The 24815-nt window shown below is 69.1% G+C and carries 24 protein-coding genes; 12 read left to right on the plus strand and 12 right to left on the minus strand.

What is annotated here, in order from left to right; all coding sequences use genetic code 11:
* Both JHL17_RS22520 and JHL17_RS22525 read right to left on the minus strand, forming a co-directional pair.
* Complete coding sequence (locus tag JHL17_RS22520; RefSeq protein WP_200196581.1) at nt 1-441, minus strand: response regulator; 441 nt, start codon at nt 439-441, stop codon at nt 1-3.
* 150 nt (nt 442-591) lie between these two features.
* Nucleotides 592-1320 carry a helix-turn-helix domain-containing protein gene (locus tag JHL17_RS22525; protein WP_200196583.1) on the minus strand — a complete coding sequence of 243 codons (729 nt, stop codon included), beginning with the start codon at nt 1318-1320 and terminating at the stop codon, nt 592-594.
* A gap of 198 nt (nt 1321-1518) precedes the next feature.
* Between JHL17_RS22525 and JHL17_RS22530 the strand changes: the two genes are divergently transcribed.
* Nucleotides 1519-1971, plus strand: coding sequence for a DMT family transporter (locus JHL17_RS22530; RefSeq protein WP_200196585.1), 453 nt, complete (start codon nt 1519-1521; stop codon nt 1969-1971).
* A gap of 124 nt (nt 1972-2095) precedes the next feature.
* On the opposite strand, the gene JHL17_RS22535 is transcribed toward JHL17_RS22530, so the two are convergent.
* Both JHL17_RS22535 and JHL17_RS22540 read right to left on the minus strand, forming a co-directional pair.
* The gene (locus JHL17_RS22535) at nt 2096-5293 is read right to left on the minus strand and encodes an efflux RND transporter permease subunit (protein ID WP_200196587.1); all 3198 of its coding nucleotides are present in this window, start codon (nt 5291-5293) and stop codon (nt 2096-2098) included.
* Between the two features lie 12 nt (nt 5294-5305).
* Nucleotides 5306-6532 (minus strand): efflux RND transporter periplasmic adaptor subunit, encoded by a 1227-nt coding sequence (locus tag JHL17_RS22540; RefSeq protein WP_200196589.1) that lies wholly within the window; start codon nt 6530-6532, stop codon nt 5306-5308.
* A gap of 380 nt (nt 6533-6912) precedes the next feature.
* Here JHL17_RS22540 and JHL17_RS22545 point away from each other — a divergent pair, with 380 nt between their 5' ends.
* Nucleotides 6913-7218 (plus strand): helix-turn-helix transcriptional regulator, encoded by a 306-nt coding sequence (locus JHL17_RS22545; protein WP_200196591.1) that lies wholly within the window; start codon nt 6913-6915, stop codon nt 7216-7218.
* Nucleotides 7219-7638: 420 nt separating this feature from the next.
* On the opposite strand, the gene JHL17_RS22550 is transcribed toward JHL17_RS22545, so the two are convergent.
* From JHL17_RS22550 to JHL17_RS22560, 4 genes are all read right to left on the minus strand, one after another.
* Entirely contained in the window at nt 7639-8391 is a 753-nt protein-coding gene (locus JHL17_RS22550; RefSeq protein WP_200196593.1) for an SDR family NAD(P)-dependent oxidoreductase, read from the minus strand.
* Between the two features lie 27 nt (nt 8392-8418).
* Nucleotides 8419-9093 (minus strand): oxidoreductase, encoded by a 675-nt coding sequence (locus JHL17_RS38010; RefSeq protein WP_425599644.1) that lies wholly within the window; start codon nt 9091-9093, stop codon nt 8419-8421.
* Nucleotides 9063-9518 carry an oxidoreductase gene (locus JHL17_RS38015; protein WP_425599643.1) on the minus strand — a complete coding sequence of 152 codons (456 nt, stop codon included), beginning with the start codon at nt 9516-9518 and terminating at the stop codon, nt 9063-9065. Before JHL17_RS38015 ends, JHL17_RS38010 begins: the two co-directional genes overlap by 31 nt.
* A 63-nt stretch (nt 9519-9581) precedes the next feature.
* A complete protein-coding gene (locus tag JHL17_RS22560; RefSeq protein WP_200196594.1) occupies nt 9582-10346 on the minus strand; it encodes an SDR family oxidoreductase in 765 nt (254 codons plus the stop codon).
* Nucleotides 10347-10452: 106 nt separating this feature from the next.
* On the opposite strand from JHL17_RS22560, the gene JHL17_RS22565 reads away from it, so the two are divergent.
* Nucleotides 10453-11406 (plus strand): LysR family transcriptional regulator, encoded by a 954-nt coding sequence (locus JHL17_RS22565; protein WP_247893734.1) that lies wholly within the window; start codon nt 10453-10455, stop codon nt 11404-11406.
* 80 nt (nt 11407-11486) lie between these two features.
* Here JHL17_RS22565 and JHL17_RS22570 read toward each other — a convergent pair whose 3' ends face one another.
* The gene (locus JHL17_RS22570; protein ID WP_345773860.1) at nt 11487-11831 is read right to left on the minus strand and encodes a winged helix-turn-helix transcriptional regulator; all 345 of its coding nucleotides are present in this window, start codon (nt 11829-11831) and stop codon (nt 11487-11489) included.
* A gap of 140 nt (nt 11832-11971) precedes the next feature.
* Between JHL17_RS22570 and JHL17_RS22575 the strand changes: the two genes are divergently transcribed.
* On the plus strand, nt 11972-12592 hold the full coding sequence (locus JHL17_RS22575) for an FMN-dependent NADH-azoreductase (protein WP_200196597.1): 621 nt from the start codon (nt 11972-11974) through the stop codon (nt 12590-12592).
* A gap of 342 nt (nt 12593-12934) precedes the next feature.
* Nucleotides 12935-13585 (plus strand): DsbA family oxidoreductase, encoded by a 651-nt coding sequence (locus tag JHL17_RS22580; protein WP_200196599.1) that lies wholly within the window; start codon nt 12935-12937, stop codon nt 13583-13585.
* A gap of 182 nt (nt 13586-13767) precedes the next feature.
* On the opposite strand, the gene JHL17_RS22585 is transcribed toward JHL17_RS22580, so the two are convergent.
* On the minus strand, nt 13768-15219 hold the full coding sequence (locus JHL17_RS22585) for an amidase (RefSeq protein WP_200196601.1): 1452 nt from the start codon (nt 15217-15219) through the stop codon (nt 13768-13770).
* Nucleotides 15220-15423: 204 nt separating this feature from the next.
* Here JHL17_RS22585 and JHL17_RS22590 point away from each other — a divergent pair, with 204 nt between their 5' ends.
* The 4 genes from JHL17_RS22590 to JHL17_RS22605 all read left to right on the plus strand — a co-directional run bounded on the left by JHL17_RS22590 (nt 15424) and on the right by JHL17_RS22605 (nt 19552).
* A complete protein-coding gene (locus JHL17_RS22590; protein WP_200196603.1) occupies nt 15424-16542 on the plus strand; it encodes an ABC transporter ATP-binding protein in 1119 nt (372 codons plus the stop codon).
* A 46-nt stretch (nt 16543-16588) separates the two neighbouring features.
* Nucleotides 16589-17635, plus strand: coding sequence for an ABC transporter substrate-binding protein (locus JHL17_RS22595; RefSeq protein WP_200196605.1), 1047 nt, complete (start codon nt 16589-16591; stop codon nt 17633-17635).
* A gap of 207 nt (nt 17636-17842) precedes the next feature.
* Nucleotides 17843-18700, plus strand: a complete 858-nt coding sequence (locus tag JHL17_RS22600) for an ABC transporter permease (RefSeq protein WP_200196607.1) — start codon at nt 17843-17845, stop codon at nt 18698-18700.
* Between the two features lie 15 nt (nt 18701-18715).
* Nucleotides 18716-19552 carry an ABC transporter permease gene (locus tag JHL17_RS22605; protein ID WP_200196609.1) on the plus strand — a complete coding sequence of 279 codons (837 nt, stop codon included), beginning with the start codon at nt 18716-18718 and terminating at the stop codon, nt 19550-19552.
* A 6-nt stretch (nt 19553-19558) separates the two neighbouring features.
* On the opposite strand, the gene JHL17_RS22610 is transcribed toward JHL17_RS22605, so the two are convergent.
* Nucleotides 19559-19912: a hydroxyisourate hydrolase gene (locus JHL17_RS22610; protein WP_200196611.1), complete on the minus strand. Its 354-nt coding sequence runs from the start codon at nt 19910-19912 to the stop codon at nt 19559-19561.
* 26 nt (nt 19913-19938) lie between these two features.
* Between JHL17_RS22610 and JHL17_RS22615 the strand changes: the two genes are divergently transcribed.
* From JHL17_RS22615 to JHL17_RS22625, 3 genes are read left to right on the plus strand one after another with little or no spacing between them, the layout of a single operon-like run.
* Nucleotides 19939-21138 carry an MFS transporter gene (locus tag JHL17_RS22615; RefSeq protein ID WP_200196613.1) on the plus strand — a complete coding sequence of 400 codons (1200 nt, stop codon included), beginning with the start codon at nt 19939-19941 and terminating at the stop codon, nt 21136-21138.
* The gene (locus JHL17_RS22620) at nt 21135-22526 is read left to right on the plus strand and encodes an amidase (protein WP_200196615.1); all 1392 of its coding nucleotides are present in this window, start codon (nt 21135-21137) and stop codon (nt 22524-22526) included. Before JHL17_RS22615 ends, JHL17_RS22620 begins: the two co-directional genes overlap by 4 nt.
* Entirely contained in the window at nt 22523-23266 is a 744-nt protein-coding gene (locus tag JHL17_RS22625; RefSeq protein ID WP_247893735.1) for a GntR family transcriptional regulator, read from the plus strand. Before JHL17_RS22620 ends, JHL17_RS22625 begins: the two co-directional genes overlap by 4 nt.
* A gap of 87 nt (nt 23267-23353) precedes the next feature.
* Here JHL17_RS22625 and hydA read toward each other — a convergent pair whose 3' ends face one another.
* Nucleotides 23354-24790: a dihydropyrimidinase gene (gene hydA / locus JHL17_RS22630; protein ID WP_200196617.1), complete on the minus strand. Its 1437-nt coding sequence runs from the start codon at nt 24788-24790 to the stop codon at nt 23354-23356.
* Nucleotides 24791-24815 lie beyond the last annotated feature (25 nt).

The following is a 24815-nucleotide window of genomic DNA, read 5'->3' on the forward strand; positions in this document are numbered from 1 at the left end:
TCAGCGCCCGGCAGGTGGCGGCGCAAGGGCCGCCGCCATCCTTGCCTTCGCCGCGACCGCCGCGGCGCCGGACAGGGCGCCGGCCTCCATCGCCAGTTCCAAGGCGCGTTCCAGGTCGGTGATCCGGAACGGCTTTTCCAGGAAGGCGACGGCACCGGCGGCCCGCGCGTCCTGCGCGGCTGCATGCCCGCTGCACACGATCACGGGAATGCCGTTCCGGTCGGTCAGGTGCCGCGCGGCGGTCAAGCCATTGGACCCGCCGGCCAGCCAGACGTCGATGACCGCCACGTCGACGGCTTTCCCGACGGCGAAGTCGATCGCGCGCTCGGCGGTGTCCACCACGGCAACGACACGGTGACCCAGGTCGTCCAGGATATCGGCCAGCATCGCGGCGATGCAGGGATCGTCCTCGGCCACCAGAATGTCCAGGCAGTCGGCCATTCCTCACCTCCCGTCAATGCGATCCCCCTTCACATGGCGGTTCGATGACGGAATTGCCTCCGCTCACCGGGAGACAGCGATCCACTGTGGCATTTCGGCCTCCCTATCCCACCGGGCCGATCGCACCCTTTTCGCGCACCGGCGCCGTCCTCATGGCGTTTGCGGGATGCCCCGGCGATACCGTCCCGGCGTGACCCCGAAGGCGCGCCGGAAGCAGCGGCCGAGATGGCTCTGGTCGGAAAAGCCGGTCTCGGCCGCCACATCGGCGACCGCCTGCCCGACGCGCAGCAGCCGGCGGGCCTCGTTCAGTTTTCCCGACAGCCGGAACATCTGCGGCGGCATGCCGTACAGCCGGCGGAACCGGCGCGAGAAGCCTTCGCGGCTCATGCCGGCGAGATCGGCCGCCTCGCCCACCGTTTCCCACCGGACGCCGGCGCTATCGGCCGGATGCGGCGGCATGGCCGCCCCGACCCGGAAATCCTCGACGGCCGCCGTGAGATCCCGCCAGTCGATGCACGTCCGCGGTCGCCACAGCCGGACCAGTCCGGAAAACAGCGCCGTGGCCTCGCAAGCCCCCGGCGCGGTGTAGATGTTGAGGCAGACGACATCCGCCGGTTCGGCGAGCGACCGGTGCGGCGTCCCGGCCGGGATCTCCACGCCCTCGCCCGGGCCGACGTCGAACAGCGCGCCGCCCATCACGAAGCGGCGCCGTCCGGACAGGACGAAGGTCAACTGGTCCTCGTCATGGAAATGCGGCGGCAGCGACACGTCCCGTCCACGGACGATGCCGAGTTCGACGATGCCGCTGCCGGACGGCCGCCAATAATGCCAGGCACCGTCGGGCTTCGTGCCTCCGGCAAACCGCAGCGACGTCGCCATGACACGGTCCCCCCATCCGCAAATGCCCGCACAGCATCGCCGACCGCGCGGTCATCCGCCAGCGAAGCGTGCCGGCTGCCGGCCGGTCACATCCGTTCCAGACCGCGGACGCCTCGGCCTGCTATCCATCGGCTGGAAACCGCCGCAGGGATGCCAACCCTGCGGACCCTCGGTCCTGCAAACCTGAAGGAGTCCGGCATGAGCGCCGCCCTGTCCGTCTTCTCGTATCTCCTGGTGATCGGCGCCGGGGTGAGCGTCGCCCTGCAGCAGGTCCTGAACGCCAATCTGCGGGCGCAACTGGGATCGCCCTGGTGGGCCGGCTTCGTCAGCTATCTCGTCGGCATGCTGGCGATGCTGGCGGTGGCGCTGACCGCCCCCGGCCCCCGGCTGGCCGACGGCGTCGGCGGGGTCACGTCCTGGCTGTCCTGGACCGGCGGGCTGTTCGGCGCGCTGTTCATCGGAACGGCCATCCTGATGGTTCCCCGCCTAGGGGCCGCGACCGTGCTTGCCCTGATCGTCGTCGGCCAGATGCTCGGCTCCCTCGCCTTCGACCATTTCGGCCTGCTCGGGCTTTCGCAACACCCGGTCAGCCCCACCCGTCTGGCCGGCGCGGCGTCGCTGATCCTCGGCGTCGTCCTGATCCGGTCGTGACGTCCCCGGTTCCGCACCGCCCCTCGGGTGCCCGCAGCAGCAGCGCCACGACGCCTCGCCGGTCCGCCGGAATTGAGGGCCGGCGGGGCCGCCGCCATCGGCCCCGCCCTCCCCTGACCGACCATCATTCCCCAGGCTGATGCCGCGCCTTCATACCGACCTCTTCGGGGACGGCGGGATGCTGGTTGACTGCCAGCGGTCGGCTGAACAGGCGGCGGACGACCGTATAGAACACCGGGGTGAAGATCAGGCCGAAGATGGTCACCCCCAGCATTCCCATGAACACCGCGGTGCCCAGGGTCTGCCGCATCTCCGCTCCGGCTCCCTGCGCGATCATCAGCGGCACGACGCCGAGGATGAAGGCGAGCGAGGTCATCAGGATCGGGCGAAGCCGCGTGCGGGCCGCCTCCACCGCCGCCTCGAAGCGGTTCTTCCCTTCGAAGAGTTCGTTCTGACGGGCGAACTCGACGATGAGGATGGCGTTCTTGGCGGCAAGGCCGACCAGGACGACGAAACCGACCTGGGCCAGGATGTCGACGGCCATGCCGCGGATCATCAGGCCGGTCACCGCCGCCAGCAGGCACATGGGCACGATCAGGATGACCGACAGCGGCATGGTCCAGCTCTCATACTGGGCCGCCAGCACCAGGAAGACGAACAGCACCGACAGCCCGAAGACCATCAGGCCGCTGTTCCCGGCGGCTTTCTCCTGATAGGCCAACTCCGTCCACTCGAAACCGAAGCCGTCGGGCAGCACTTCCGCGGCGGCCTTCTCCATGGCGGCCAGGGCATAGCCGGTGGAGAAGCCGGGCAACGTGTTGCCCTGCAGCTCCGCCGCCGGATAGAGATTGTAGCGGGCGGCGCGGTAGGGGCCGGTGATGTCGGTCAGCGCCGCCACCGCACCGATCGGAACCATCTCGCCGCGCTCGTTGCGGGTCTTCAGGTTGGCGAGGTCGTGCGGGTTCTGGCGGAAACGGCCGTCGGCCTGCGCGGTCACCCGGTAGGTGCGGCCCAGCAGGTTGAACTCGTTGACGAAGGCCGAGCCGATATAGATCTGCAAGGCCTCGAACACCTGATCGGCGGTCACCCCCAGCATCTCCGCCCGCTGGCGGTCGATGTCGGCGTAGATCTTGGGGGTCTTGGTGTTGAACAGCGTGAACACGCCGACCAGCCCCGGGATCTTGTTGGCCGCGGCGGACAGCTCGGTCACCGCCGCATCGAGCGCCGGCAGGCCGCGGCCCCGCTTGTCCTCCACCATCATCTTGAAGCCGCCGGAATTGCCGATGCCGCGGACCGGCGGTGGCGGGATGGTGATGATGAAGGCGTCCTCGATGGAGGCCAGCCGCTTCCTCAGATCGGCCAGGACCGCGTCGGCGGAATGACCGTCCCTGATGCGATCCTCGAAGGGGGCGAGGGTCACGAAGATCGCTCCGGCGTTCGGCGCGTTGGTGAAGGTGGCGCCATCGAAGCCGGCGAAGGGAACGGCATGGATGACCCCGGGTGTCTTCAGCAGCACGTCCACCGATTTGCGCACCACCTCGTCGGTCCGGGCCAGCGAAGAGCCCGGTGGCAGCTGTATCACGGTGATCAGGTAACCCTGGTCCTGGTTGGGAATGAAGCCGGTCGGCGCCCGGTTGAACTGCCAGCCGGTGACGCCGAGCAGCAGCAGATAGACCGGCAGGACGATGAAGGGCAACCGCACCAGCCGCCGCGTCAGTCCGGCATAGCCGTTGGACAGCCGCTCGAACCCGGCGTTGAAACCGCGGAAGAAGGCGGCGACCGGCCGCATCGGCAGCGACGGCTTGGGCGGGTGTTCCTGGTGGGGCTTGAACAGCAGGGCGCAGAGCGCCGGGCTGAGGGTCAGCGACACGAGGCAGGAGATCACCGTGGCACTCGCGATGGTCACCGCGAACTGCCGGAAGAACTGGCCGGAAATGCCGCTGACCAGGGCGGCGGGAACGAACACCGCGGTCAGCACCAGGGCGATGGCGATCAGCGCCCCACCGACCTCGTTCATCGTCTCGTGCGCGGCATCCTTGGGCTTCATGCCGCGGCTGATGAAGCGCTCCACATTCTCCACCACGACGATGGCGTCGTCGACCACGATGCCGATCGCCAGCACCAGACCGAACAGCGACAGGGTGTTCAGCGAATAGCCCAGGGCCGCCAGCACGGCGAAGGTGCCGACCAGCGAGACCGGAATGGCCAGAATGGGAACAATGGAGGCGCGCCAGGACTGGAGGAACAGGATGACGACGACGACGACCAGGATGACGGCCTCGTAGATCGTCTTGTAGACCTCCTCGACCGACTGGGCGATGAACTCCGTAGGGTTGTAGACGACATCGTAGCGCATGCCGGCGGGGAAGCTCTTGGAGAGGTCCTCCATCGTCGTCAGGATGCGGTTGGCGGTCTCCAGGGCGTTGGAGCCGGGCCGTTGGAAGACCACCAGCGGCACCGCGGACTGGCGATCGAGATAGGCGTTCAGGTTGTAGTCCTGGGCGCCGAGCTCGACGCGGGCCACGTCGCGCAGGCGGGTGACGGCGCTGCCGTCGGTCTTCACGATGATGTTGCCGAAGTCGCGCGCATCGGTCAGGCGGCCCAGCGTCTCGACATTCAGCTGGAACGCGCCGGGGGTCGGAACCGGCGGCTGGTTGATGACACCGCCCGACACCTGGACGTTCTGCGCCTGGATGGCGCGGACGACGTCTCCGGCCGTGAGCCCGCGGGCCGCCACCTTGTCGGGGTCGAGCCAGACGCGCATGGCATAATCGCGGGCACCGAACACCTGCACGTCGCCGACGCCGTCCAGGCGCGCCAGCACGTCCTTGATCTGCAGCAGCGCGTAGTTCGACATGTAGAGCTGGTCGCGCTCTCCGCCTGGGGAGTTCAGGTGGATCACCATCAGCATGTCGGGCGAATTCTTGCGCACGGTCACGCCGATGCGCCGCACCTCCTCCGGCAGCCGCGGCTCGGCGACGGCAAGGCGGTTCTGCACGAGCACCTGGGCGGTGTCGAGATCGGTGCCGAGCTTGAAGGTGATGGTCAGTTGCAGGCGGCCGTCGCTGGTCGCCTGCGAGGTCATGTAGAGCATGTTCTCGACGCCGTTGATCTCCTGCTCCATCGGAGCGGAAACGGTGTCGGCGACGACCTGCGCCGAGGCGCCGGGATATGTGGTGTTCACCACGATGGTCGGCGGCGCGATCTCGGGATATTGCGCGACGGGCAGGGTCAGGTAGGCGAAGAGGCCGATGAGCGTGATGACGATGGACAGGACGGCCGCGAAGATCGGCCGGTTGATGAAGAAGTGCGAGATGTTCATGACGGTCGCCCCTCAGCCGGCCGGCGGTTTTGGCGGCTCGATCGATCCTTCCTGCGGCGTCACCTTGGCGCCGGGCCGGGCGCGGACCAGACCGTTGATGATCACCCGGTCGGTGTCCGCCAGCCCAGACCGAACGATGCGCAGACCGTTTTCGATCGGGCCGAGCCGAACCGGCTTGGGCACCACCGTGCCGTCGTCGGAGACCGTCAGCACGATCTTGTTGGCTTGGTCGCTGACCACCGCCTGGTCCGGGATCAGGGTCGCGGTATAGCGGTCGGACCCCGGCAGGCGCAGCCGCCCGAACTGTCCGGGCGTCAGGACGCCGTTGGGATTGCGGAAGACGGCGCGTGCCCGGATGGTGCCGGACCCGGCATTCACCTGGTTGTCGACGAAATCGAGCGTGCCCTTCAGCGTCCAGTCGCGCTCGTCGAACAGGCGGGCTTCGACCTCGATGCCGCCGTCGCGTTGCGAGCGCAAGGTCCCGTTCTGAGCGGCACGGACATAGGCGAGGAAGTCGGCCTCGCTCATGTCGAAGGCGAAGTAGATCGGGTCGAGGGAAACGATGGTGGTCAGCGGCGTCGCCGCGCCGGCCTCGCCGCCGGCGATCAGATTGCCCACGCTGACCTCGCGCCGGCTGATGCGGCCGGCAAGCGGCGCCAGGATGCGGGTGAAGCTGAGATTCAGTTCCGCGGTGCGGACGGCGGCCTTGGCGACCTCGACCCCGGCGGCGTCGACGCGGACCTGCTGGTTCCGCTCATCGAAGACGCTGGCGGCGACATTGTCGCTGCGCCGCAGTTCGGCCGCACGGGCCAGCTGGCGGTTCGACAGGTCCAGCTTGGCTTCGGCCTGCTGCAACTCGGCCTTCACCGAGGCGAGCGTCGCCTCGAAGGGGCGGGGATCGATGACGAACAGCAGGTCGCCGGCCTTGACCATCTGGCCGTCACGGAAATTGACGGAATCGAGATAGCCGCTGACCCGGGCGCGGATCACCACGGAGTCCACGGCCTGGAACTGGCCCGTGAATTCATCCCACTCGACGATGTCCTTGCGCAGCGGCCGGCTGACCGTCACCGGCGGTGCGCCTGCCCCGGCCGCCTGGGCATGGGCCGGGAGCGGGCCTTTGCCATCCGCGCCGGCCAGCCACAGCCCGGCGGCCGCGGTGACTGCCAGGAGCAGTCTGCCGATACCGGCAGCCAGCGGCCTGACCGGGGCGGTATCGCACGCCGTCGCCGCGATCATCGCACGCTCCCACCCGTTGGGTCGCCGGACAGCGGCCAGCCGTGGGAGACCGGGATGGGACGCGCCTCGCCCCAGTCACGATACGCAGTCTGCGCTCCATCCTTGAGGGTGATGACGTCCATCATCATGAATCCTTTCCAGTTGGATCTGTTCGGCTTGCCGGTGCCGTGCCCTCCCATGAAGGAGCAGGCACAAAAAAACCCGCGATTTATTCCGTAACGGCACGACTGAAACGAAGCTAGGCGATCTGTCCGTTATTTTGTCGAAAGCGTATCTTCCGTCCGGCAAAACTGCGCCGAACGTGAAAATAACCAATTATCTCTCAAATCATGCCAAAAGCAGACGCGACGCTAAACGAACACTTATGCACGGCAATCGAGATGATCGAAGCCGATATCGCGCACAACATCAAAGTTAAGCATTTGGCGTCTTCCATCGGCATCTCGCGGTCTCACCTCACCTCTTTGTTCAAAGCGGCGTTCGGCATGCCGCCGCACCGGTGGCTTCTGCAGAAAAGGCTTGAAACCGCAAGGACATTGCTGACGGACGAGGCCAGAAGCATCACCGAGATCGCGTTCTCCTGCGGTTTCAATTCCTCCCAGCACTTTGCGACCGCCTTTCGTGCCCGTTTCGGGGTCGCCCCCTCGGCATATCGGCGGAGCCGGAATCGCGCCGCGGCGGCGTAACGGGACTGCGGTAAGGGCGCAAGGGGGCAGATGTCATACGCGATGGCGCTCCGCACTGTGGGCTTCAACCAGCGACTTGACTGGTAACCAGGATAAGGCCGCCGTGAAACTTGGCAAGTTCCACAAAGTTCGATTGATCATCGAAAGTCGCCCGGCGAGGTCGTCTTCGACCAACCTCGACGGCATCGACATCGGCCCGCTAGTCGACATGTGACGTTTCCGGGCAGGAGGGTAGCCGGCGCCCGTACCGGCCGCGTTCAAAAAAGACCTGTGCATCGACGATGGCGTACAATCCGGCTCCCGAGCGGATCGGTTCTTTGCCTGGATCGCCGTTCCCGGCCCGTTCACAAGGCTGATGCAGCGCGGCCTGCGACGGACCGAACCGGGTACCGGCAGTGTGTGTTCACGGGGATGGGGCGTTCACAGCGACAGCCCACCATCGACGGTCAGCGTCGCGCCGGTGATGTAGGTGGCCTCCGGCCCGACAAGGAAGGCGACCGCTGCGGCAACGTCCTCCGGCTCGCCGTAGCGGCCGAGCGCGGACATGCCTTTCAAGAGGTCCGCGACAGGACCGTCCTTGGGGGCCATGTCGGTGTTGATCGGGCCGGGCTGGACGACGTTGACGGTGATCCCACGCCGGCCGAGGTCACGCGCCCAGCCGCGGCTGTAGGCCGCGACCGCCGCTTTCGAGGCGACGTAATCCGCGATCCCTGGGAAGGCCGCGCGATGGCTGGCGCCGGCCGTGCCGATCGACACGATGCGGCCGCCGTCGCCCAGCAGGGGAATGGCGGTCCGGACGGCACCGACCACCGCCTTCAGGTTGATGTCCAACTGGCGGTCGAGAGCCGCCGGGTCGGTTGCCGGATCGCCGGCGACGCCCGTTATGAACACGCCGGCCGAGTTGACCAGGATGTCGAGCCGGCCGAACGCCGCGTGCGCCGCCCTCACCAGGGCCTCGACCTCCTGGCCGACGGCCTGGTCGGCCCTGATGGCGACGGCCCGGCGGCCGAGGGCTTCGACCTCCTCGACCATCCGCTCGGCCTGCTCCTTCGACGAGCCGTAGCTGAACACGATGTCCGCGCCGTCGCCGGCGAGCCGGCGGACGATGGCGGCGCCGATTCCCCGCGAACCGCCGGTAACGAGGGCAACCTTGCCCGTAAGCGCTTGCGTCATGATACTGTCCTTGCATGAGGAGGCGGGTCAGGCGCTCCGCAGCCGTGCGGAGGCCCCCGCCGGGGGATAGTCGAGGTAGCCGTCCGCGCCCTGCGTGAACCAGGTCGCGCGGTCGTCGGCGGCCAGAGGCAGGCCTTCGGCGATCCGACGCGGCAGGTCCGGGTTGGCGATGAAGGGGCGGCCGAAGGTCACGGCGTCGCCGATGCCGGCATCCAGGTCCGCCTGAGCCCGCGCGGCACTGAAATCGGAATTGAGCAGCACCGGTCCCTTGAAGGCCGGACGGATCAGCGGCGCCAGCGGCGGCAGGTAGCCGACGCCGAAGGTGCCGTCGAGCGGCGGTTCCCGCAGTTCGAGATGGGCGATCCCGATTGAAGACAGCGCCTCCGCCGCTGCGATGAACACGGGCAGCGGATCGCTGTCGCGCACCCCCTGGGTCTCGCCGTTGGGCGACAGCCGGACCCCGGTCCGGTCGGCGCCGACGGCATCCGCCAGAGCCTGCGTCACCTCGCGGAGAAGGCGCACCCGGTTGGCGATCGGGCCGCCATACGCGTCGTCCCGGAAATTAGCGCTGTCGCGCAGGAATTGGTCGATGAGGTAGCCGTTGGAGGCGTGGAGTTGGACACCGTCGAATCCGGCCTCGATCGCGTTGCGGGCGGCCGTCCGGAAGTCGGTCAGGATGCCGGGGATCTCATCGCGGCGCAGGGCGCGCGCCGCCGCGTAGGCCGCGTGCCGGCGTAGGTGTGGGCATGGCCGGGTGCCGTCGTGACGGAGGAGGAAACCGGCTGGGCGCCGCCGAGGAAGCTCGGATGGACCACCCGGCCCATGTGCCAGAGCTGGGCGACGATCCGCCCACCGGCGGCATGCACCGCCCCGGTGACGCGGCGCCACCCGGCGATCTGCTCCGCCGACCAGAGTCCGGTGGCGTAGGGCCAGCCCAGCCCCTGCGGGGTGATGCCGATGGCCTCGCTGATGATGAGGCCGGCAGAGGCGCGCTGGGCGTAATAGTCGGCCATCATCGGCGTCGGCACATGGCCCCTCGTTCCGCGGGCGCGGGTCATCGGGGCCATCAGGATGCGGTTGGGCGCCGTGATGCTGCCCAGCCTGATCGGGTCGAAGAGTGTCGGCATGGATCGTCCCTCGTGGCGCCGGCAGGCAGCCCGGCGCACCGGATGTTCCGTCTTGGCGGAAGGTCAGACGAGGCGGGCGCCGCCGTCGATGTGCAGCGTCTCGCCGTTCATGAAGCCGTTGCCCATCAGGAAGACCACCGCCGCGCCGACCTCTTCCGGGGTTCCCAGGCGGCGGAGCGGCAGCTTCTCCTTCAGGCCCGCGACATAGGCGTCGCGCCCGGCGCCGAGGGTCCGCTGCAGCAGCGGCGTGTCGGTGGTTCCCGGAGACAGGGTGTTCACGCGGCGCGGCGCCAGTTCGAGCGCCAGCCCTCGGGCAAAGGCCTCCATGGCGGCCGACGCCGCCGCCAGGATGGCGGTGCCGTAGGCGTTGGGGCGGTCGGCGAGCACGCCGGACACCAGCGTGATGGAGGCGTCCGCCGCGAGACGGTCGCCGAGGGCGCGGATCGTCGTCACCGCCGCCCAGATGCGTTCCTCGAACGCCCGGCGCAGGAAGGCGACGTCGGCGTCCATGACCTTGCCGGCGACGAAGGTCCCGGCCAGCAGCACGAGATGGTCGACCTGGGGAATGTCGGCCAGGGCCGCTTCGACGGCCGCGCTGTCCGTCACGTCGGCGGCGCGCCAGCCGTCGAACCCATGGTCGGCGGCCGCCCGGGCGGCGCGGTCGCGGTCGACGCCGATGACGATGACCTTGGCGCCGACGGCCTTCGCCTGGATCGCGGCCGACAGGCCGATTCCCGACGTGCCGCCGACGACGACGACCATGCGGTCGCGGAGGGAGGAAAGGCCGAGCGACGGGGACGGCAGGGCGACCGAAGGCGTCTGGGACATGATGGGCTCCTGTATGGCGAGGCGCCCCGGCGGGGCTGTTGAAGGAACCCTATCCCAGAGAGTTCAGGTTGATAATTGCGCCTGGTTTCGCTTTACTCATTCCATGATGGAACATATCGGTCTGGAGAGGCTGACCGGCCTCATTGCCTTCGCCCGCGCCGCGTCGTTGGGCAGCTACACGGCGGCGGCCCGTGCGCTGTCGGTGTCGCCATCGGCCATCAGCAAGAGCGTTCAGCGGCTGGAGCAGCAGCTCGGCCTGTCGCTGTTCACGCGCACCACGCGGACCCTGACCCTGACGGCCGAAGGACGCGACCTGCATGAGCGCGCCTTGCGCCTGTTGCAGTACGCCGAGGATATCCAGCAGGCCGCGATGGCCGCCCGTGCCGAGCCGTCGGGCACGTTGAAGGTCACGGCCCCCCTGCCGATCGGCGTCCATGTCCTGTCACCGGCGCTTCCGCGCTTTCGCGCACGCTACCCCAGACTGGCGGTCGACCTGCGGCTCGGAGACCAGGTGTTCGACATCATCGAGGCCGGGATCGACATCGCGATCCGGGTCGGCGATCTCGCGGATTCGCGCCTGATCTCGCGCCGGCTCGCCTCGCATCGGGTTTGCGCCTTCGCGTCGCCCGAGTATCTCGCCCGGCGCGGGATACCGCAGCATCCGGACGAGCTGGTGAACCACGACTGCGTGAACTTCCGCTACCAGAGTTCCGGCCAGGCCCTCCGCTGGCCGTTTCGGATCGGCGACCGCATTGTCGAGATCACGCCGGCGCCCGGCCTGGTGATCGACGTCAGCGACGCCGTCGCATCGGCCCTGGCCGCCGGGGGCGGCATCGGCATCTCGCCGACCTACATCGCCGCTCCGTATGTCGCCCGCGGACAGCTTGTCCCCATCCTCACCGCCTTCGCGGTCGACCGCTTCGCCATCACCGCGCTGTGGCCGGAAAGCCGGCGCGCCAGCCCGAATGTCCGGGCGTTCCTCGCATTCCTCGACGAGGTGTTTCCGACGCCGCCGCCATGGGACGCGTGCCTGCAGGCCGTGCCGCACACGGCGCCATGAGCGCCCGGACCCTGTACCCGCCGCACGACATCCCCGACCTCAATCCCATCGAACTGTATCGGCCGGACGAATGCCGAACCCTATGCGGAATCGCCGGATATGGAGCTTGCATCGTATCGGACGCGGGCGTCCTGGATGTTCTCCTGATTGGCTCCCGCCCACGTAACGAGAGCCATCACGGGCGTAAGGAGCGTCCGTCCTACCTCCGTCAACTCATACTCCACGCGCGGCGGAATGGTGGGAAACATTGTCCGCTTCACCAACCCGTCCCGTTCCAGTCCGCGCAAAGTGATCGTCAGCATCCGCTGCGATATGCCATCGATCTGACGCCGCAGCTCATTGAACCGAACCGGTCCTTCTTTGAGCGTCGCGATGATGTACAGGCTCCACTTGTCGCCGATGAGATCGAGGATTTCCCGAACCATCCGGCAGTCGTCACCTTTTCGGGGGATAGGAAAATCAATGTTACTAAGTGTCATTGGAGTGCCTTCTTGCGAGGGACAGGGCAGTTACCTTAATAGCGTTGGTAACAAGAGTTAACTACCCTGGTCACGTCGGAGCAACCATGACCAACATCCTCCTCGTCACCTCAAGCCCTCGCGGCGCCGAAAGCCTGTCCACCCGCTTCGCGACCGAGATCGCCGAAGGCCTCAAGCTTCGCTTGGCCGCCACCCTTGTGACTCGCGATCTCACGGCCAACCCGCCGCCGCATATCGCGGAGGCCTATATTCACGGCCGCGTCGCAGCCCCCGAGGCGCGCACGCCCGAGCAGGCCAAGGCGGTCGGCCTTGCCCAGCAACTCGTCGATGAGGTGAAGGCGGCCGACGTGATCGTCCTGGGTTCGGGCATGATCAATTTCGGCCCATCGTCCCAGCTCAAGACCTGGTTCGATCATATCACCTGGCCGGGCGTGACGTTCGGTTTCAGCGAAGCCGGCCGCCCGCAGGGATTGCTGACCGGCAAGAAGGTCTATCTCGTCACGGCCGCAGGCGGCGTCTTCTCGCAAGGCGACTACGCCCCCTTCGATTTCCAGACCGGCTATCTTCGCCACCTCCTAGGCTTCATCGGCCTGACCGACATCGAAATCGTCCGCGTGGAAGGTACCGTCTACGGGCCTGAGGCGGCCAAGGCCGCTATCGCCGCCACCGAAGCCCAGGTTCGCTCGGTCTTGGAAAAGGCCGCCTGAAGACGGGCCGGCCGACTGCTCGGGCATGCGTCCATGCATGTCCACATGCTGGAGCGGTTGGTCCAAGACAAAAGACCACAAGGAAGATGAGAAGCTCGGCATGACGCTGTCCCGTGGGAACCTTGCAAAATCCCTGATCGATCAGGCCGCAGCCAGGGAATACCTGCAGGCTGCGCCGGGGATCGCCGATCACGTCTGAGGGCAGATGGCCCATCAACCGGCTCGTGGCACGGATGGCCTCACCGCCATCCCGACCAGCCCGGCGGGCAGCCCCTGGCTCTGACGAGCGTGTGCTCGGATTTATCCAAGACTTGCCGGCTCAACGACCGGAAGGAGGATAGGATGCTGCAAATCGATCTTTACACCGACATCACCTATCCCTGGTGCATCATCGGGCATCACCGTCTCGATAAGGTCCTGGCGGACCGATTCCCCGAGCTGGACGTGGACATCCGTCAGCATCCGGTGCTTTTGCTTCCCGATGCGCCGGCGGAGGGCCTCTACATTCCCGAGCTTCTCCGCTCGCGCTACGGCGTGACCGATCCGAAGGCGTCCTTCGCCCGGCCCGAGGCGGAAGCACGGGCGTCCGGCCTCGACCTCGACCTCAGCCGCCAGCTCTGGACGTACAGGACGCAGGCGGCGCACGGGCTGATCCTTGCGGCGCGGGCGCGGGGGACGCAGCACCGGCTCGCGGTCGCGATCACCGACGCCCATTTCGTGAAAGCAAAGACCATCTCGGACGCCGATGTCCTCGCGGATATCGCCGTGGCCTATGGGTTCGAACGCGAGGAAGTCCGTGCGATAGCGCTCGATCCCGAGCAGCACGGGCGTGTCGAGCAGGAGGCGGCCCAATCGACGGCGGCTGGGGTCAGGTCGGTTCCTCACTTCGTCTTCGGCGGGCGCATCGCCGTCAACGGAGGGCGCAGCGAAGACGAGCTTGAATGGGCCATCCGTCAGGCTGCCGCTGTCGCCGCGTCCAGCTCGCAGCGGTAGGGTCACCGCCGCGGCAAAACACCCGACTTCAGCCTATCAAGCTTATTGACGGAGAAGCTTTCGCGACCCTTCGGGCGCAACTCCGATCTTCATCGCAGGGTTCCGACACGCGAAGTGCCGGTGGCCCCCATCGCCGCCATTCGCCTGCATCTTCAGGCACCAGCGCTAAACACAAACATTCATCAGGGCTGTTCGGGCCTGGCAGAGTCATGGTGAACACCCACGACCGCTGACGGCGGCCAGCGATGGACGAAGCCGGCGTCGCGCTCCAATCGCCGGCCCAGGCCGATCAGCCGGCCCTCCTCGCCGGGACGCGCGATCAGTTGCACGCCGAAGGGAAGCATGCCCGCCTCCCCCACCGGCAGCGTCAGCACCGGAAAGCCGATCAGCGTCACGATGGCGGTCACCCCGAGATAGTCGAGGATCGTCTCCACCGGCCTGCCGTCGATGGCCGTCACCTCGCCGTCCTCGTTCGGCCAGGGCAGCACGCCGCAGGCCGGGGCGACCAGCACGTCGATGTCCCGGAACAGCGCGACGAAGCGGCGGTACAGCGCGGTGCGCGCCGCCTGCGCGTCCAGATAGGCATCCGCGGTGATGCCGCGTCCCGCCTCGATGTTCCAGCGCACCGTGTCGGTCAGCCGGTCGCCATGGCTGTCCAGCAGCGGGCCATAGGCGTGGCGGATCTGCGCGGCGCGCAGCGTGCGGAAAATCGCCATGGCGTCGCCGCAGTCGGGATGGCGGTGGACGACAGGCCCCGCCACGTCCTCCAGCCGGGCGACAGCCGCGGCGAAGCGCTCCCGCACCGCCTGCGAGACTGCGGCGACGCCGAAATCGGCCGTCGCTCCCAACCGGGACTCCGCCTCCCCGTCGCGACCGTCGCGCAACGGCGGCAGCAGCGACGTCGGATCGCCGAAATCCATCCCGGCCATCGCGCCGAGCAGCAGGGCGCAGTCGGCGGTGTCGCGCGCCATCGCCCCATGCGTCGCCAGCGTGTCCCAGCCCAGCGCCCGTTTCGGCGCCGGGACCAGTCCGGGCGTCGGCCGGATCGAGGCGACGCCGCAGAAGCTCGCCGGCACCCGCACCGACCCGCCGAAATCGGTGCCGTGGGCCAGCGGCGCCATGCCGGCGGCCACGGCGACCGCCGACCCGCCGCTCGACCCGCCCGACGTCAGCCGCGTGTCGAACGGGTTGCGCGTCGGCCCCGCCAGCCGGTTCCGGCAGATCGCGCCGAAGCCGAACTCCGGCGTGTTGGTCTTGCCGATGACGATCCCGCCGGCCGCCTCGATCCGGGCCACCGCGACGTCGTTCGCCGCCGGCACATGGTCGGCATAGAGTTCCGACCCGTAGGTGGTGCGGATGCCGGCGGTGTCCGTCAGATCCTTGACCGCCACCGGCAGGCCGTGCAGCGGCCCGACCGGCCGGCCGGTGCGCGCCAGCGCGGCGTCCAGCTCCCCGGCCCGGGCCAGCGCCTCGTCCGCCGCGACGGTGAGGAAGGCGCGGAGGCCGGGATCGGCGGCGGCGATCCGCTCCAGATGCGCCTCGGTCACCGCCCGCGCCGAAACTTCGCCCCCGGCCAGACGCGCCGCCAGGGCCGCCGCGCCGTCCCGCCACACCCCGTCGCTCTGCACAGACATCGATCAATCCCCCGCAATGGCGCCGAAAGCGGCAACTGCATCCGGCCGCCGCTCAAGATGACGGCACAGCCGTTTTCCAGGACACAGACGACTTTCTCTAAAACATGTCTATCATATTGTAATATATGGATAACACAGAAAACGGCATGCCGTTTGCTAAAGAAGGAGGCGCAAGAACGGCAACGCGAAAGGGATGGTGCAGCCATGGTCAACGCTTCGCCCAACGGCCCGGCGTCCCCACGCGGGCAGACGCTCCTTCTGGACGGGATCACCCAGCGTTACGGTGCCTCGCTCGCCGTCGACGGGGTGACGCTCGACATCCGCGGCGGCGAGCTGGTGGCCCTGCTCGGCCCGTCGGGCTGCGGCAAGACGACCCTGCTCAGGATCATCGCCGGCTTTCTGGCCCAGACCAAGGGCCATGTGATGGTCGGCGGGCAGAGCATCGACGGCCTGCCGCCCAACCGCCGGTCGGTCGGCATCGTCTTCCAGAACTACGCGCTGTTTCCGCACATGACGGTGGCGGAGAACGTCGCCTATGGGCTGGACGCGCGCGGCGCCGACCGCGCCACCCAGCGCAGCGAGGCGCAGCGCATGCTGGATCTGGTGAAGCTCGGCCATCTGGGCGACCGTGCCCCGCGCCAGCTGTCCGGCGGCCAGCAGCAGCGCGTCGCGCTGGCCCGCGCGCTGGCGGTCAACCCGTCGATCCTGCTGCTGGACGAACCCTTCGCCGCGCTCGACAAGAACCTGCGCCTCGACATGCAGATCGAGGTGAAACGCATCCAGCGCCTGTCCGGCATCACCACCATCCTCGTCACCCACGACCAGGAGGAGGCGCTGTCGATGGCCGACCGCGTCGCGGTGCTGAGCCAGGGCCGGCTGGAACAGTTCTCCCCGCCGACCGAGATCTACGACGCCCCCGACAGCCTGTTCGTCAACACCTTCGTCGGCTCGGCCAATCTGCTGGGCGGCGTGCTGCTCGACTGCGACCGCTCCGCCGGCCGGGTGCGGCTCGACGCCGGTGGGCTGATCGAGACGCGCGCGCCCAAGGGCGATCTGCGGCCCGGCGCCCGCGTCACCGTCTGCCTGCGCCCCGAGCATCTCAGCGTCGCTCCGGCGGCCGGCGACGGCGACACGCTGAACGGCGTGGTCGAGATGGGGCTGCCGCTGGGCGCCACCGTCGTCCACGAGATCCGCGTCGGCGACGGCACCGCCGTCAAGGTGTCGGAACCGCGCATCCAGCGCGCCGACCTGCTGGCACCCGGCACCCCGGTGCGGCTGGCCCCGGTCGCCCCCCGCCTCGCCTCGGTCTTCGCCGCGGCCTGAAACCCCTCGAATCCACCCACCTCCTCCCCCCTTTCAGGAGTGAACGATGCTGCTGACCCGCCGCAACCTGATGCAGACGGCGCTGACGCTGGGTGCCATGCACGCCTTCCCCGGCCTGACCTGGGCGCAGGCGCGCCCGCTGGTCTTCGCGACCTTCACCGGCAGCTGGGAGGAGGCGCACCGCGCCGTGCTCGTCCCCGCCTTCCGCAAGGCGACCGGCAACGCCGACATGGTGCTCGACCCGATGCTGTCGGTCGACCAGATCGCCAAGGTGAACGCCGCCAGGTCCAACCCGCCGATCGACGTCATGCTGCATGATCCGGGTCCCGCGCTCCAGGCCGTCGCCCAGGATCTGGTCGAACCCTATCCGGTGGAGAAGAGCGCCTACTACAAGGACCTGATCCCGGCGGCGCAGGTGCCGATGGGTCCGGCGCCCTTCTTCCAGGTGGTCGGCATCACCTACAACCCGGAGACGGTGAAGACTCCGCCGACCTCCTGGGCCGATCTGTGGCGGCCGGAGTTCAAGGGCCGCGTCGGCATCACCAACCTGAACTCGACGCTCGGCACCGGCTTCATGGTCGAACTCGCCAAGATGCATGGCGGGTCGGAGGCCAACATCGACCCGGCCTTCAAGGCGATCGAGGCGCTGCGCCCCAGCCTCGCCGCCGTCGCCGCCAACCCCGGCCAGCTCGCCACCCTGTTCCAGCAGGGCCAGATCGACATCTCCCCCGGCAACTTCAACGCCATCCAGATCCTGAAGGCGCGCGGCGTGCCGGTCGAGTTCGTCATCCCCAAGGAAGGCGCCATCGCCTTCAAGACGACCATCCACATCGTCAAGAACTCCCCCAACAGGGAGCTGGCCTTCAAGCTGATCGAAGCCGCCCTGTCGCCGGAGGTCCAGGCGACGCTGATGGAGGAGCCGTACCTGATCGTCCCGACCAACACCAAGGTCGCGATCAAGGGCGAGCTGGCGAAGACGCTGGCCAAGGACCATGCCGAGATCGCGAAGAAGTTCGTGTTCCAGGACTGGGCCAAGATCAACGAGCAGCGCAGCGCCTGGATCGAACGCTTCAACCGCGAAATCCGCGTCTGAGCCTTGCCGGATCCGGGGGATTCCCCCTCTCCCCCCCGGGGAGAGGGTCGGGGTGAGGGGGACGCGTGGCGTGGCGCAGCAAGCGTCCGGCAACGCTCCTCCCTGGCCGGAGATCCTCGCCATGCATCCCCCTCACCCTAACCCTCTCCCCGGGGGGGAGAGGGGATGGAGCCGGGTAGAAGAGCGCTTTTCCAAAGGAGCCGCCCCATGGCCGCGACGTTGCGCGACGTCACCACCTACGACCTGAAGCTCGCGGCTCCGCTGGCGGCGGGCTTCGTCCTGTTCTTCGTCACCCCGCTGGCGATCCTGCTGGCGCTGAGTTTCCAGACCGATCCGCAGGGCGGCCATTACGGGCTGACCCAGTACGTCAATTTCCTGGGCGACCGCTTCAGCCTGGGGGTGCTGGGATCCACCCTGTGGCTGGGGGTGAAGGTGACCGCCCTGACCCTGCTGCTGGGCTATCCGGTGGCGTGGCTGCACCAGCGCTCCCCCGGCTGGGCGCGCGGGCTGATCATGCTGCTGGTGCTGCTGCCGCTGCTGACCAGCGTGGTGGTGCGCACCTTCGCCTGGGTGGTCATCCTCGGCCGCCAGGGCATCGTCAACGCCACGCTGGCCTGGCTCGGGCTGATCGACACCCCGCTGAAGCTCCTCTACACCGACGGCGGGGTGGTGGTGGCGCTGGCGCAGGTGCAGATGCCGCTGATGGTGTTGCCCATCGTCACCGCGCTCGGCCGCATCGACCCGAACTTCGCCGACGCCTCGTCGGTGCTGGGGGCCGGCCACTGGCGGACCTTCCGCAAGGTGATCCTGCCGCTGTCGCTGCCGGGCATCGTCGCCGGCTGCCTGCTGACCTACGCCGCGGCGATCACCGCCTTCATCACCCAGAGCCTGATCGGCGGCGGCCAGATGCTGTTCATGCCGATGTACATCTACCAGCAGGCCTCCACCCTGCAGAACTGGCCCTTCGCCGCGGCGATCTCCATCGTCTTCCTGGTGTCGGTGCTGGTGGTGGTGTCGATCTTCAACGCGCTGGGCCGCCTGTCGCGCGGCTACGCCAACGCCTGATCCGGGGAGGCAGCGATGTCCAACACCAATCCGGGCACCAATCCCGGCCGCCGCATCGACCTCGACGCGCTCAGCTTCCGCATCGTCATGACCGCCATCGCGCTGGCCGCGCTGGTCCTGCTGGTCGCCCCGACGGTGGTGGTGATCTGGGTGTCCTTCACCAGCGGCTATTCCCTGAAATTCCCGCCGCCCGGCTATTCGCTGCGCTGGTACGCCGAGCTGTGGAACGCCTGGCAGCTCCAGTTCGCCATGATGAACAGCCTGAAGGTGGCGGCCTGGGCGACCGGCCTGTCGATCCTGCTCGGCGTCGCCGCCTCGCTGGGCATCGCCCGCTCGCCGACCTTGACCGCCAAGGTGCTGGACAGCCTGTTCCTCTCGCCTCTGGTGCTGCCGGCGCTCGCCTTCGGCCTGTCGTCGCTGATGTTCTTCTCGATGGTCGGGGTGCCGGTGTCGCCGCTGACGCTCGTCATCGGCCATACCGTGGTCTCCGTTCCCTTCGTGGTGCGCAACACGGTGGCGTCGCTGGCCCAGATGAACCCGTCGCTGCTGGAGGCGTCGTCCAGCCTCGGCGCCGGGCGCTGGTATGGCTTCCGCCGCATCACCCTGCCGCTGATCCGGCCGGGCGTGATGGCCGGCGGCTTCATCGCCTTCATGGCGTCCTTCGACAACGTCCCGGTCTCGCTGTTCCTGCGCGACGCCGCCACCGACATGCTGCCGATCCGCATGTGGCAGGATCTGGAAGGCCGGCTCGACGTCACCGTCGCGGCGTTGTCCGGCATCCTGATCGTCCTCACCATCGCCCTGATGCTGGTGATGGAAAGGGTCGCCGGTCTCTCCAAAAGGTTGACCTGACCCCCGTCACACACCGAGAAAGAGGGAAACCCCGTAGGGGGTGAACTTGAAGGGCAGATGAAGATGGCGGTCGAGGTCGGTCACGACGAAGCGGAACGGCACGATGTCGAGGAAGCGGGCCTGCTCCTCCGCATAGCCGGCGGCGCGCAGCCAGTCGCCGACATGGAACAGCACCTCGTGCGGCCCCTCCGCGACGCCCTCGCCGCGGACGGTGGGATGGTCGAGCTGGCCGTTGGCCCCGAGGTCTCCCGCCGCCAGCAGCCGGCGTTCGGGCGTCAGCGCATGAAGCTCCACCCGCATGCCCTCTGCGGCGACGCCGCGCGCCACGTCGACGCCGTGTATCGAAATCCCGCCCGCCATGCCGCCCCTCACGCCCGTTCAGCGCAATGCTAGCCGAGACGACGGCCCCGGCGCCAGTCCCCCCGGCCCTGCCGCCGCTGCTGCCGGCGCTGATCGGCATGACCGGCCTCCAGGCGCTGGTCGCGTTGGCCCTGTTCGCGCCGGGGGTGCTGGCGCCGCGCATGGGGATCGATCCCGCCGGGCTGGGCCTGTTCACCACCACCGGCTTCGCGGTCGGAATGGCGGCCTCGCTGGTCGGCGGCGTGCTGGCCGGACGGCTGGGGTCCTTCCGGGTCGCCAGCTTCTGCGCGGTGGCGGTGGCCGCCGCCATGCTGTGCGCAACGCTCGGCAACGGCGCGATGGCGCTGCTGGCGGCCGGGATCGCCATCGGTCTCGCCTGCGGACCGGAGACGCCGGCCAGCGCCACCATCCTCGGCCGGCTGGTGCGCGAGGCCGACCGGCCGATGGTGTTCTCCGTCCGTCAGACCGGCAACCAGATCGGTGCCATCGCCGGGTCGCTGGCGCTGCCGGTGCTCGCCGCCGTCACCGATCCCCGCGCCGGCTACGTCGCCATCGCCGCGCTGGCGCTCGCCTGCGTTCCGATCTTCGAGCGGCTGCGACCGGCCTACGACCCGCTGACCCGCGACGCCGCGGCCGGCTTTGGACTGGGTCCGGCGATGCGGCTGCTGCGCGACGACCCGGCGTTGCGCCGGATGGCGCTGGCCGCCTTTCCCTATTCGGCGAGCCAGCTGACGCTGAACGGTTTCTTCGTCGTCTTCGCGGTGACGGAACTCGGGCTGGGGCATGTCCCCGCCGGGCTGGCGCTGGCCGCCGGTCAGGCCGGCGGCTTGGTTGGGCGGCTCGGCTGGGGAGTCGTCGCCTCGCGCTGGATGGCCCCGCGCCGGCTGGTCGGTCTGCTCGGGCTGGGCATGGCCGCGGCGTCGGTGCTGCTGGGGCTTGCCGGTGCCGCCCTGCCCTTCCCGCTGCTGGCGGTGACGACCTTCCTGTTCGGGCTGACCGCCAGCGGCTGGAACGGCGTCTTCCTGGCGGAGATCGCCCGGCTGGCACCCCTCGGCCGCATCGGCGAGGCGACCGGCGCGGTGATGGTCGGCGGCTTCGCCGGGCTGATCGCCGGCCCGATCCTGCTGGTCGCCGTCGCCGCGCTCAGCGACCTCGCCACCGGCTATGTCGTGGTCGGGCTGCTGGCGGCGCTGGCCGGGCTCAGCCTTTTGGGAGACAAGCGATGACCCCGTGCCTGCGCGCCGCCGCCATCGCCGAAGCCGTGCGCGCCGGCCGCAGCGGCGCCCGCGCCGAGACCGAGGCGACGCTCGCCCGCATCGCCGCCGGCAACCCGGCGCTGAACGCCTTCGTCACCGTCGACGAAGACCGGGCGCTGGCCGAGGCGGAGGCCGTCGACCGCCGGCTGGCCGCCGGGGAAAGGCCGCCGCTGGCCGGCGTCCCGGTCGCGGTCAAGGACACCATCTGGGTCGCCGGCCGCCGCGTCACCCAGGGGTCGCGCCTGTTCGCCGATTTCCACGCCCCCGCCGACGCCATCGCGGTGGAGCGCCTGCGCAGGGGCGGCGCCATCATCGTCGGCATGGCCAACAGCTCCGAATTCGCCTGCAAGGGCGTCACCACCAACCCGCTGTTCGGGCCGACGCGCCACCCGCGGGACCCGAGCCTGACCCCCGGCGGATCGAGCGGCGGACCGGCGGCGGCGGTAGCCGGCGGGCTGGTGCCGCTGGCGCTCGGCACCGATGCCGGCGGGTCGAGCCGCCGCCCGCCCGCCCATGTCGGGGCGGTGGGGTTCAAGCCCTCCTTCGGCGCCATCCCCTACGGCCCCGGCTTTCCCGAACCCTTCACCGGCATCGCCGTGATGGCCCCGATCGCCGCCGACGTCGCCGACGCCGCGCTGATGTTCGAGGCGCTGTGCGGCCCCGACCCGCGCGATCCCGACTCCGTTGCCGTCGCCGCGGCGGACTCCCGCCCGTCCGAAAGCCTGACCGTCGCCTACAGCCCGCGCTTCGGCCTCGACGCGCCGGTGGACGAGGAGGTACGGCAGGCGGTGGATCGCGCGGTCGAGGCGCTGGAACGGGCGGGCGCACGCATCGTCCGGCACGATCCCTCCTGGCCGCCCGGGGTGACGGAGACGGCACTGATGCCCTTGCAACATGCCGGGCTGGCCGCGCTCTACGGCGACGCCTTCCGCCGCGACCCGGCCCTGTTCGACCCCGACATCGCCGCGCAGATCGACCGCGGCCTGAGCCTGACGGGGGCGGAAGTCGCGGCGGCGCAGCTTCTGGGGGTGGAGATCGCGCGCATGCTCGCCGCCTTCTTCATCGATGCGGACCTGCTGATCGGCCCGACGACGCCCTGCGTCGCCTGGCCGCTCGACCGGCTGGGGCCGGAGACCATCGGCGGGCAGGCGGTGCCGCCGCGGGCGCATGCCGTCTTCACCCCGCTGTTCAACCACGCGAAGGGTCCTGCCCTCAGCCTGCCCTGCGGCACCGGCCGCGACGGGTTGCCGGTTGGGTTGCAGGTCGTCGCCCCCCGCGGGCTGGACCGCCGGGTGCTGCGCTTCGCCGCCTTCGCCGAAACGGTGCTCGCCGCCGGCGGGCAGGGACATTCCGGATGAGCATGGAAAACGACGGTCCCGCCGACTCTTTCGAAGCCGCTCCCCGGCGCCGCCGAACGGTGCCGCCGCCGCCGCTGGCGGAGATGGCGGTGGACCGCCTGCGCTCCATGATCATCTATGGCGAGCTGCCGCCCTCGGCCCGCCTGATCGAACCGGAATTGAGCGAGAAGCTCGGCATCTCCCGCACCCCCCTGCGCGAGGCGCTGAAGCTGCTGGCGGCCGACGGGCTGGTGATGCTGCGCCCCAACCGCAACGCCATCGTCGCTCCGCTCGACGCCGGCGAGTTGATCCACCTGTTCGAGGCCGAAGGCTGCATCGAGAGCTTCGCGGCGAAGCTGGCCGCCGAACGGATGACCGCCGCCGATTTGCGCCGGCTGCGCGGCTTCCAGGACAGGATCGAGGCTTTGCAGGGAGCGGGCGCGCTGGAGGAGTATTTCTCGATCAACCAGAAGATCCACCGGCTGATCGTGTCGGGCGCCAAGAATCCGGCGCTGGTGGATGCACATGACCGGCTGCTCGGCCGGCTGGCGCGGGCGCGCTACTTCGCGCTCGGCGCCCAGGGTCGCTGGAAGGAATCGGTGCTGGAGCACCGCGAGATCCTGGCGGCGATGGAGGCCCGCGACGGCGCGACGGCCCAGCACCTGTTCATCCACCATGTCGGCCGCACCGGCGAGGTGGTCGCCGCCGCCTGCGCCTCGCCCAGAAATCCCCTCTCCCCCCCGGGGAGAGGGTTAGGGTGAGGGGGATGCGCGGCGGACCTTTACCGAGGATCCATCCCGTGCATCCCCCTCACCCCGACCCTCTCCCCGGGGGGGAGAGGGAGTGTATCAAAACCCCAAAACCGGCGCCGGGGCGCTCTTGGGGCGAGCGGGGGCCGGCAGGCCGCAGGGCAGGAACGCACCGCGGCCGGGTCCGACCAGAAGCGCGCCGTCCCGGCACACCACCGTCCCGCGCGAGATCGTCGCCACCGGCCAGCCGGTGACCTCCATCCCCTCATAGGGGGTGTAGTCGACATTGTGGTGCAGCATGGCGTTGGTGACGGTCACCCGCCGCGCCGGGTCCCACAGCGCGATGTCGGCGTCGGATCCCACCGCGATGGTGCCCTTGCGCGGATGCAGCCCGTACATGCGGGCCGGGTTGGTGGCGGTCAGCTCGACGAATTTGGTCAGCTCCATCCGCCCGGTCATCACGCCGGCGGAGAACAGCAGCGGCAGGCGCGTCTCCACCCCCGGAATGCCGTTGGGCACGCAGCGGAAGGGGGCCGTCTCTCCATGGATTTTCTTGCCGCCGGGGCCGTCGAAATGGAACGGCGCATGGTCCGACGAGAAGACCTGGAAGGTGCCGCCAGTCAGCCCGTCCCAGATCACCCCCTGGTTGGCGGCGTCGCGCGGCGGCGGCGAGCAGATGCACTTCGCCCCCTCGAACCCCTCCCCGCCCAGATCGTCGGCGGTCAGGAACAGATATTGCGGACAGGTCTCGGCATAGATCCGCAGGCCGCGTCCTTGCGCCCAGCGGATCTGCTCCACCGCGTCGGCGCCGGAGACATGGACGATCAGGATCGGCACGTCCACCAGCTCCGCCAGCGAGATCGCCCGGTGGGTGGCCTCGCGCTCCGCCACGCGCGGGCGGGAGACGCCGTGGAAGAAGGGGGCCGTCTGCCCGGCGCGCTCCAGCCTGTCGGTCAGCCAGGCGATGCAGTCGGCGTTCTCCACATGCATCATCACCATGGCGCCCTCGCTGCGGGCGATGTCCAGGACCTCCAGGATCTGGCGGTCGTTCAGCTTCAGCGCGTCGTAAGTCATGTAGATCTTGAAGGACGTGTAGCCCTCGCGGATCAGCGCCGGCAGCTCCTGACCCAGCACCTGCTCGGTCGGATCGGTGACGATCAGGTGGAAGGCGTAGTCGATCACCGGCTTGCCGGCGGCCCGCCGGTGGTAGTCGTCCACCGCCTCGCGCAGCGACCGGCCCTTTTCCTGGCACGCGAAAGGCAGAACCGTGGTGGTGCCGCCGAAGGCGGCGGAGCGGGTGCCGGTCAGGAAATCGTCGGCCATCACCGACCCGTCGCCGGTCGGCTGGTCGAAATGGACGTGCCCGTCGACCCCGCCCGGCAGGACCAGCAGCCCGGCGGCGTCGATCTCCTCGGTTCCGGGGGCAAGGCCGACGCCCAGCGCCGCGACCGTCCCGCCGCGCACGCCGATGTCGGCCTTGAACACGTCCGACGCAGTGGCGACCGTGCCGTTGCGGATGACCAGATCGAACTCCATGCTCCCCTCCCCCGTTTCAGCCATC

Origin of the sequence: Azospirillum endophyticum (assembly GCF_016595245.1) — a bacterium.
Classification (GTDB): Bacteria; Pseudomonadota; Alphaproteobacteria; order Azospirillales; family Azospirillaceae; genus Azospirillum; species Azospirillum endophyticum.